General features: G+C 42.1%; 8 protein-coding genes and 1 pseudogene. 3 read left to right on the plus strand and 6 right to left on the minus strand.

Features of this window, described 5'->3' with window-relative positions; all coding sequences use genetic code 11:
• Nucleotides 1-681 precede the first annotated feature (681 nt).
• Together HMPREF9624_RS09785 and HMPREF9624_RS12330 are read left to right on the plus strand one after the other, a co-directional pair.
• A complete protein-coding gene (locus HMPREF9624_RS09785) occupies nucleotides 682-2,322 on the plus strand; it encodes a DUF438 domain-containing protein (protein ID WP_009537600.1) in 1,641 nt (546 codons plus the stop codon).
• Nucleotides 2,319-2,606 carry a DUF4491 family protein gene (locus tag HMPREF9624_RS12330; RefSeq protein ID WP_009537886.1) on the plus strand — a complete coding sequence of 96 codons (288 nt, stop codon included), beginning with the start codon at nucleotides 2,319-2,321 and terminating at the stop codon, nucleotides 2,604-2,606. The genes HMPREF9624_RS09785 and HMPREF9624_RS12330 overlap by 4 nt, the downstream gene beginning before the upstream one ends.
• Nucleotides 2,607-2,693: 87 nt before the next feature.
• Here HMPREF9624_RS12330 and HMPREF9624_RS09795 read toward each other — a convergent pair whose 3' ends face one another.
• From HMPREF9624_RS09795 to HMPREF9624_RS09810, 5 genes are all read right to left on the minus strand, one after another.
• The gene (locus tag HMPREF9624_RS09795; RefSeq protein ID WP_009537602.1) at nucleotides 2,694-4,073 is read right to left on the minus strand and encodes a Sapep family Mn(2+)-dependent dipeptidase; all 1,380 of its coding nucleotides are present in this window, start codon (nucleotides 4,071-4,073) and stop codon (nucleotides 2,694-2,696) included.
• Nucleotides 4,074-4,243: 170 nt separating this feature from the next.
• A complete protein-coding gene (locus HMPREF9624_RS09800) occupies nucleotides 4,244-4,627 on the minus strand; it encodes a hypothetical protein (RefSeq protein ID WP_009537603.1) in 384 nt (127 codons plus the stop codon).
• Nucleotides 4,628-4,645: 18 nt separating this feature from the next.
• Entirely contained in the window at nucleotides 4,646-5,500 is an 855-nt protein-coding gene (locus HMPREF9624_RS09805; RefSeq protein ID WP_242822643.1) for a hypothetical protein, read from the minus strand.
• A gap of 36 nt (nucleotides 5,501-5,536) precedes the next feature.
• The gene (locus HMPREF9624_RS11615; RefSeq protein WP_009537605.1) at nucleotides 5,537-5,668 is read right to left on the minus strand and encodes an SMI1/KNR4 family protein; all 132 of its coding nucleotides are present in this window, start codon (nucleotides 5,666-5,668) and stop codon (nucleotides 5,537-5,539) included.
• 14 nt (nucleotides 5,669-5,682) lie between these two features.
• A complete protein-coding gene (locus HMPREF9624_RS09810; protein ID WP_009537606.1) occupies nucleotides 5,683-6,096 on the minus strand; it encodes a hypothetical protein in 414 nt (137 codons plus the stop codon).
• Nucleotides 6,097-6,254: 158 nt separating this feature from the next.
• Between HMPREF9624_RS09810 and HMPREF9624_RS09815 the strand changes: the two genes are divergently transcribed.
• Nucleotides 6,255-7,280, plus strand: a complete 1,026-nt coding sequence (locus HMPREF9624_RS09815; RefSeq protein WP_009537607.1) for a DUF3137 domain-containing protein — start codon at nucleotides 6,255-6,257, stop codon at nucleotides 7,278-7,280.
• A gap of 66 nt (nucleotides 7,281-7,346) precedes the next feature.
• Here HMPREF9624_RS09815 and HMPREF9624_RS09820 read toward each other — a convergent pair.
• Nucleotides 7,347-7,795 (minus strand): annotated as a pseudogene (locus tag HMPREF9624_RS09820) (ABC transporter); the annotation flags it as partial.

Genomic DNA, 7,795 nt, shown 5'->3' on the forward strand with positions numbered 1-7,795 from the left:
TTGCTTTGCGAAGCAAAGTGAGCAGTGGACTACAAGTCCACGCTCAGTCAACGAAGTGAAAAGGACAAACTTTTCATCAGAAAAGTTGTCCTGTACGAGACCAAGGCCCGCAGGGACTTGCTTTGCGAAGCAAAGTGAGCAGTGGACTACAAGTCCACGCTCAGTCAACGAAGTGAAAAGGACAAACTTTTCATCAGAAAAGTTGTCCTGTACGAGACCAAGGCCCGCAGGGACTTGCTTTGCGAAGCAAAGTGAGCAGTGGTTAACAAAACCACTGCTTAGTCAGGCGAAGCTAGCGAGATCGTGCCCCAGGTTCAGACCTATATTGCGTAGAAAAATATTTTGCTTTTCCCTGCTATTGCTCCGCTAAGGTCCTAGAATTCGATTTTTAACAGAAAACTTAGTCAAGAAAATATTTTCCTAATGTAATACATTAATATTTTTTATTCTCTCTTTCAGCTAAGTTCTGTGAAGATATTTTTCCATAAGCTATAGCTATGGCTTTAGAGAAAATCTATGAAAATCTCTTTAGAATTTGATATGGAATTTTTATTATTTTTCTTTCTTCTTTTTTGCTATGATGTTATAAGTTAGAATCTTCTAACTAACTATGCGATATTATTTTTTCCTTTCTGATCTTATCGGATCAGCAGATAGGTATATTCCCTGAAGGAGTCAGCTATGAGAGAGAATTTTCAAAATATTGATGCTAAGAAATTAGAAATTGTCCATGAAATTAAATCCGCCTATGATGAGGGAAAGATATCTTTGGAAGAAGCCAGAAAATCCCTTAAAGATAGAGTACAACACCTGGCTCCCTATGAAATTGCTATTATCGAGCAGGAAATGGTGGAGGAAACCGAAGACGAGTGCATTAAAGAAGACATTCAAGCGATGCTGGAGGTCTTCCAGGATGTTTTGGTCACAAAGGATCAAGAGCTTCCGGAAAATCATCCCATCTCCTGCTATCGTAGGGAAAATGCCAAAATGAAGGAATTGCTCCTTTCCGTGGAGGATTTGGTGCAGTATCCCCTTATTAAAAACCAATGGCTGGAACTTTATGAAGAATTGTTGAAATTCAAGATTCATTTGTCCAGAAAGCAAAACCAATTATACCCGGTTTTGGAGAAGAAAGGCTTTACCCGTCCTACCACCACCATGTGGACTTTGGATGACTTTATCCGGGATGAGATTGCAGAGTGCTACAATCTTCTCTTAGAGGATAAGGAAGAGGAATTTATCGGAAAGCAGGCTGAGCTTGTGGCGGATGTGCGGGATTTGATGGACAAAGAAGAAAATATCCTCTACCCTACCTCCTTGGAAATGATCAACGAAGAAGAGTTCCGTTATATGGCCGAGGGAGACCAGGAAATCGGTTTTGCCTATATTAGCGTGCAGGCAGATAAGTCCGGCAATTCAGCTTCGGCTTCCTCTTCTGCCTCAGCTTCTACAGCCGGTGCTCCCCTCTCCGGTCTTTCCTCTGCTCCCGGCTTTGCAGAAGAGCTTGCCGGTCTATTAGGAAAGTATGGCTTTAATAATAAGGAAGAGAAACTGAATGTTAGCACCGGTCAACTTACCTTGGAGCAGATTAATCTGATTTATCAGCATATGCCTGTGGATCTTTCCTATGTAGATGAAAATGAACTGGTTTGCTTCTACACCGACACCAAGCACAGAGTTTTCCCCAGAAGTAAAAATGTCATCGGAAGAGATGTGAAAAACTGTCATCCAAAGGCTTCGGTACATATCGTTGAGGAAATCATTAAGAAGTTCCGTTCCGGAGAACAGGATAAGGCGGAGTTTTGGATTAACAAGCCGGACCTCTTTATTTACATCATCTACTATGCGGTTCGGGATGAAAACGGAAAGTTTCGTGGTGTGCTGGAAATGATGCAGGATTGCACCCATATCCGTTCCTTACAGGGCTCTCAAACTCTTTTGACATGGGAGCAGCAGGAAAAGGGAGAAAGCAAGGAGACTTCTGAAGACGAAGACAAGAGGGATGGCTCAGAGACTTCTGAAGATGTAGGCAATAAAGAAAGCGCAGGGTCTTTGGGAAACGAAGGAAATAGAGAAAGCACAGGGTCTTTGACAGCCGGCAAGCTGACGGAAATCACCGAAGATACCTTATTAAAGGATATTTTGGAAGCGGATCCCAATGTAAAGACTCTCCTTTTCCGATTAAGTGACCGCTTTAAGGCCTTAAACACTCCTCTTGCTCGTATTATGATGCCGAAAGCCACGGTAAAGATTATGAGTGAACGGGCAGAGGTGGATTTGGATACCCTGCTTCGAGAGCTTAGGGAGTATTTTAAACTATGAGCTTTCAAGGTTTACTCTTAGGCTTGGTTTGCTTTCTCTGCATAGGGATATTTCATCCCATAGTGGTGTATGCGGAGTATTACTTTAGTAAAAAAATAGCCTGGCTTTTTTTCTTAATAGGTCTATCCGCCTGTATAGCCAGTCTTTTTCTCCCTTCTCTTTTCCTCTCCGGAAGTTTGGCCATCTTTGGCATCTCCTGCTTTTGGAGTATTCATGAATTATATGAGCAGGAAAAGAGAGTGGAAAAAGGATGGTTCCCGAAAAATCCAAGGAGAAAATTTTAGCCATAAAAATACCGACCTCCCAATCGTTAGATTATTGGTCTAACTTTTGGGGGTCGGTACAATCTGTCCCCTTTTTTTCAAATGCTCTTATTTTTCACATGCTAAATCATAGAGTACGTTGGTATAAATCGCACAGGCCAGAAGCATCGTCTCTATTTCAAAGCCCTCGTCCGCCTCGTGCTCCGCACCAACCCATGATGCATATTCTCTTGTCGGGAAAATCGGACCGAAGGCGGCAAAATTCTCAAAGCTGCGCGCATAGGTACCTCCGCCGATACGAAGAGGCGGTGTATAGGTATCTCCGCTAAAGGCACGGTAGTGCTTCAGACAAGTTTTAATGAGTTCACTGTCCGGATTGTTCAGAAGCCACTTGGAATCGTCTACTAAGGTCGTATCGATATGTAAGACTTCCTGAATGATGTCCGCGCTTCTTTTTAGCAAATCACTGCCTTCACATTCATTCGGATAACGGTAGTCCAAGGCAAAGTAAACCCGGCCATTTTCAATATTTGCCTTACCCAAGTTAAAGGTCAAGGGGCCCATGTAGGCACCGTCATAATCCACCTTCAGGCCGACACCGTATGGATCCTTGAACAGCTTCACTGCATTTAAGCTAAAGGCATCGTTATAGCAGCTTCCGACAAATTCAAACATCTTCACCGCCGCATTCACGCCCATGTAAGGGCGAGAAGCATGGAAGGGCTTTCCATCAATATGATAATGCGCGCCTTCCCCATCCTGATAGCATTCTCCGCTTAGTCCATTCGCAAGCAGGAACTTCTCAAAATACTCTTTTTCGAGCGGCTTATCCACAATTACATCCGCCTTACCGATTACCACATTAAAAGCTGTGCCGGACTGCATAGACTTTATACAGGAATCAATTTCCCCTTCAGCGCTAAAGTCCAGAATTCCCTTTTCCGCGTAGATACAGGGGAACTCCGCATCCGGTACGATTCCCATAATAGGATTCTTACGCACCTTCTTATAGTAAAGGATGCCGGCAGAGGTATTTTCCTCATCGGTACCTAAAATCATCTGGATATTGTGCTTTAGCTTATAGCCCTTATCCTTTAAAATCTTCATAGCGTAATATGCTGCAATGGCAGGGCCCTTGTCATCACAGGTCCCTCTTCCCATGATATAGCCGTCCTTAATTTCTCCTGCCAAGGGATCAAAGTGCCAGCCGTCTCCGATAGGAACAATATCCAGGTGTCCCAGTATGCCTACCGACTCCTCTAAATTCCCGTACTGAATTACACCGGCATAGCCATCGACATTTTCCACCTGAAAGCCGTCTCGCTTACCAATCTCCAAGGCCTTATCCAAGCACTTTGCAATGTTTGGGCCGAATGGAGCCTCCTTCGTTGCCGCAGCGTCATCCCGCACGGATTCAATCTTTACCAGCTCTCGCAAGTCAGCAATCATATTGTCCTGATACGCCCGTGCTTCCTCTAAAAACTTCATTGTCTGAAACCTCCTTTGATTCTATGGTTTTGTTCTTTTTGATCCTTTTCTGATTTTATTGGTTTCACTTCTTTAATACCATCTTTGATTCTGTTACTTAGCTTCTTTGATACTATCTTGATTCTGCTGTTTTCCATTATAACTGAAGGCTGTTAAAAAACACTTCTTTTTTAAGTCCCGGAAGGATTTTTACATCTATGAATATTTCCGTCGTTATCTTCGTTTTCTCCGCAAAGCTCTTTTAATTCCTCAAAGCTATAGTCCCGATAGACCTTTCCTCGTTTCAGTAGAGATTCGGTTGTTTCAGGCAGGGCTTTCAACAATGTTTCCGGCTGGATTTCTTTCGGCAAAGGAATCAATTCTCCATCCGCATCTTCCGCCTGATGTGCCATGAAAATAAACTCTCCCCTTTCCCAATCCATGGCAAAGTGATTCATCACTTCTGTAGCGGATACTTGCAGGAGACTTTCTTCCTGCGAGATGATATTTTCATAGAAAAATTCATATAGGGCTTCCTTACCGATTTTGATTACTCTAACGGTGTTTTCCTTCATCCTTTTCCTCCCTCGTGTTTATCCGAATATCGCTTCTCTAATTCTTTTTAAACTCTCTTCATTCTCCAAATATTCATGCATAAAGGGATACATAAAGAAGCTCATGGGGCGAACCTGCGTAGGGCTGGCTACATCCCAAAGCTTACTTTTTGCCCAGCGCTCTATGACTTCCAATACCTTTTCTTTTTGTCCGAGATACCGATAGCAAATACAGGCTTTCTCATAATACAGTTCCCCAAGATTTAAGTCCTTGATTCTTTCATAATAGTCCACTGTATCCTCCGGACTGCCCTTCATAAAAAGTAAATTCAAAAGCTTCATCTTATCAAAGTCTTTTTCGGAATTCAGCTTGCCCTCTGCTATCAATTCCGAAGCTGTTTTTGGTGCTTTTGGTGGCTGATAATTCTTGCTTCTTGATTCCGGTAAAATATCCTGCTGCATATAGTTCAGGAGAATCGAGCAATAATTATAGCGTTGGCAAGAGCCTTTAAGGCATTTCTCTTCCTCTGCTTCCATTAAACGACTTTGTTCTTCCTGAAGAGCCTGACTAGCTTCTGCTTCCCGTCCGATTTTCTTTGCCGCAAAGCACATGGCCATCATATATTCGTTAGCTACATTGGAATAATACCACTCATCCCAAAAGGGCATTAGAAGAAGGGTATGGCTTACCGCTTCTTCATACTTTTGGTCAAAAAACTCCACCCCTGCCCTTACCGCAAGATTTTGATGGGGAAACTTCTTTTCAAAAGCTTCCAGCTTCGACAAACTTTCATAGGAGCCATTTTTGATTTCCTCGCAAATGTCTCGGTACTTCTTAGGCAGTTTTATTGCTTCCATAAGCATCCCTTCCTCGGACAATATTCCCGTTATCATTACTGCTTCCCTGTAATATCAAAATCCGGATTCCTCTCAGTCTAGAGTCTGTAAAATCTCATCCACGAACTCCGAAAGTCCTGCTGCTGCATAAATCACCTCATCCGGATCATGGATATAGCAAAGAATCTGTCCCTCTTTTCCCTCCTTATCCGGGTCAAAATCCATGTAAGTAACTTCTCTTAGATGTCTTTCCACTGCAATTCTTTCGGATTTTCAAGAAAAAAGCTGCTACCGTCAAACTCATTGCGTAAGCGAATTCCTTTTTCCTCGATAATCACGCTGTTATACCACTGCCCCAAAGACGCATATTGTCCGTAATGAATATTAATCAGTATACTGCAAATAGGGCTCCAACTGCCTTTCTCCACAGTCTCCGCCAATAAATAATAGGCATCTAAAAACAGGAGATTCCGCCCATAAAGCCAAAAGGGAAGCGACCTTTCCAGTAGCGGAAGCTTTGCGGAAAAAATCCCGTCTCCGTGAGGTGCTTCCGTTTCATATTGAAAGTCTATTTCACTGCCAAAATAGGCGATACTTCCCCCGTCAGGGCCAAGGTTTATCGGAACTCCTTCTTCCGCAATGAAAAATTCCATAATTTCTCCTCTTCTTTCCAACGTAATCGAATCAAAATTCCATAAAAAGATATTTTATTGTATCACGAATAGAACTCTCCTGTGTTATACTTAAAAAGTTATAATAAAATCAATTTTTTACTATTTTATAGAAATGAGTGGAAGAAGGGATAGCGAAAATGGATTTGAGCCAAGAAGAACTAAAGAAAATAAACGACCTTCATAATACTGCGCGGTTTCAACATAGCTGGAAAGCCATACGAAATATCCTCACTTGGAAAGAAAGAGTACAACATTATTTTGCTCGGAATATGCTTCTTTTGTTTTTTTGCTTTCTTTTCGGTGGCGGTTTAATGCTCCTTACCGATGAAGGTACTCTTCCCCGCAGTGAATTTATAGATTCAGTTATGACGCTCCTTGCCAGACTAGGCATCTTTCTTGTGGTGCTTCAGATTCTCAGTGTCCTACTTTATAGCTTGATTGGTCCCGGTTGGGAAGCAAAGCAAAGAGCTAAGCTCCGCAAACTTTATGAACGAGACATCCTTGCAACGATACTGCAAGTCCTTTATCCTTCTTCAGAAATCGATACGGAACATGACATGTCCCCGAACAATGTAAAAGAAGTGGTTCCCATTTCAGAATACTATATCCAATCCGGAATACTCAAGCTCAATGACGAAAGGGATCTCCAAGCAGTGGATTTATATGCCTATAGTGTCATAAAAGGAAAAGACGGTTACGATGATGTAACCGACTTTCTCGGACAGGTCTACTCCATAAAGAACACATTCTCTTTAAAAGGAGAACTGCGAATTGTTCCGACAGAGCATTTCCTTTTCTTTGAAACCCAAGGGGGGTATCCCAGCACCATGCAAGACGGGAAGAAAATCGATGTAGAAGACATACAGCATAACGAACACTACAACATTTACTGTACGGATGAACAATCTACAAGAAAATTCTTAACTCCCTCTGTCATCGAATGGTTTAACAGCATGACTTCGGACTGCAAGTTTTCCTTCTATAGTAACGAAGCTCGGATTTATTTTGCAAATTATAACGATCGCTATTCCTTCGCCGTGCCAAAAGACAAGAAAAGTCTTCAGGCATGGCGAATAGAAGACGCGGCAATAAAGCTGAAATATGCCGTATATTTCGCAAACGAAGTGACGGAGATGCTACATAAGAACGAAGGTTTTTCATAGGACTCCGCTTTTCTTTGCATAGAAACTCTTTCTTTGTATAGAATTTTTTTCTTTGCATAAGATCTCTTATTTTGCCTTACTTAATTTCACCTTGGGAACAAGGAAGTACAAAGGAATGATATTCAGTACAAAGCTTGTTATAAAGAGCAGCATATCCTTTAGCTGAATTCCATTTCCGGACAAAATCGCATTCATCATATTCGTGTAATAATAGCCCGGGAAAATCCTTTGTACTTTGGCAACAAGGGAAATAAACCCGCTTTCCGCTCCGAAGCTTGCGAAGGGCATAATGGTCAAAGCTGCCAGAATAATGACCGGAAATCCCACCGTATCAATGAGTTTCGCATCCAATCTCACACCGAGCACAAAGCCGATAATACTGAAGTAAATGCCCATGACAGTCAATAAGAAAAACTGAATTCCCAGCTTTCCGTTAATCGGGAATTTGGCAAATACTGTCGCAACGCCCAAAACCACAACAAAAATCAAGGTATTTAACACGATTTGTACGAGGT

The sequence above is a fragment of the Oribacterium asaccharolyticum ACB7 genome (assembly GCF_000238075.1).
In the GTDB taxonomy this organism is placed as follows: Bacteria; Bacillota; Clostridia; order Lachnospirales; family Lachnospiraceae; genus Oribacterium; species Oribacterium asaccharolyticum.

Coding starts and splice junctions, on each gene's coding strand:
- HMPREF9624_RS09785 (WP_009537600.1), top strand. CDS start 682: ATGAGAGAGAATTTTCAAAATATTGATGCTAAGAAATTAGAAATTGTC.
- HMPREF9624_RS12330 (WP_009537886.1), top strand. CDS start 2,319: ATGAGCTTTCAAGGTTTACTCTTAGGCTTGGTTTGCTTTCTCTGCATA.
- HMPREF9624_RS09795 (WP_009537602.1), bottom strand. CDS start 4,073: ATGAAGTTTTTAGAGGAAGCACGGGCGTATCAGGACAATATGATTGCT.
- HMPREF9624_RS09800 (WP_009537603.1), bottom strand. CDS start 4,627: ATGAAGGAAAACACCGTTAGAGTAATCAAAATCGGTAAGGAAGCCCTA.
- HMPREF9624_RS09805 (WP_242822643.1), bottom strand. CDS start 5,500: ATGATAACGGGAATATTGTCCGAGGAAGGGATGCTTATGGAAGCAATA.
- HMPREF9624_RS11615 (WP_009537605.1), bottom strand. CDS start 5,668: ATGGATTTTGACCCGGATAAGGAGGGAAAAGAGGGACAGATTCTTTGC.
- HMPREF9624_RS09810 (WP_009537606.1), bottom strand. CDS start 6,096: ATGGAATTTTTCATTGCGGAAGAAGGAGTTCCGATAAACCTTGGCCCT.
- HMPREF9624_RS09815 (WP_009537607.1), top strand. CDS start 6,255: ATGGATTTGAGCCAAGAAGAACTAAAGAAAATAAACGACCTTCATAAT.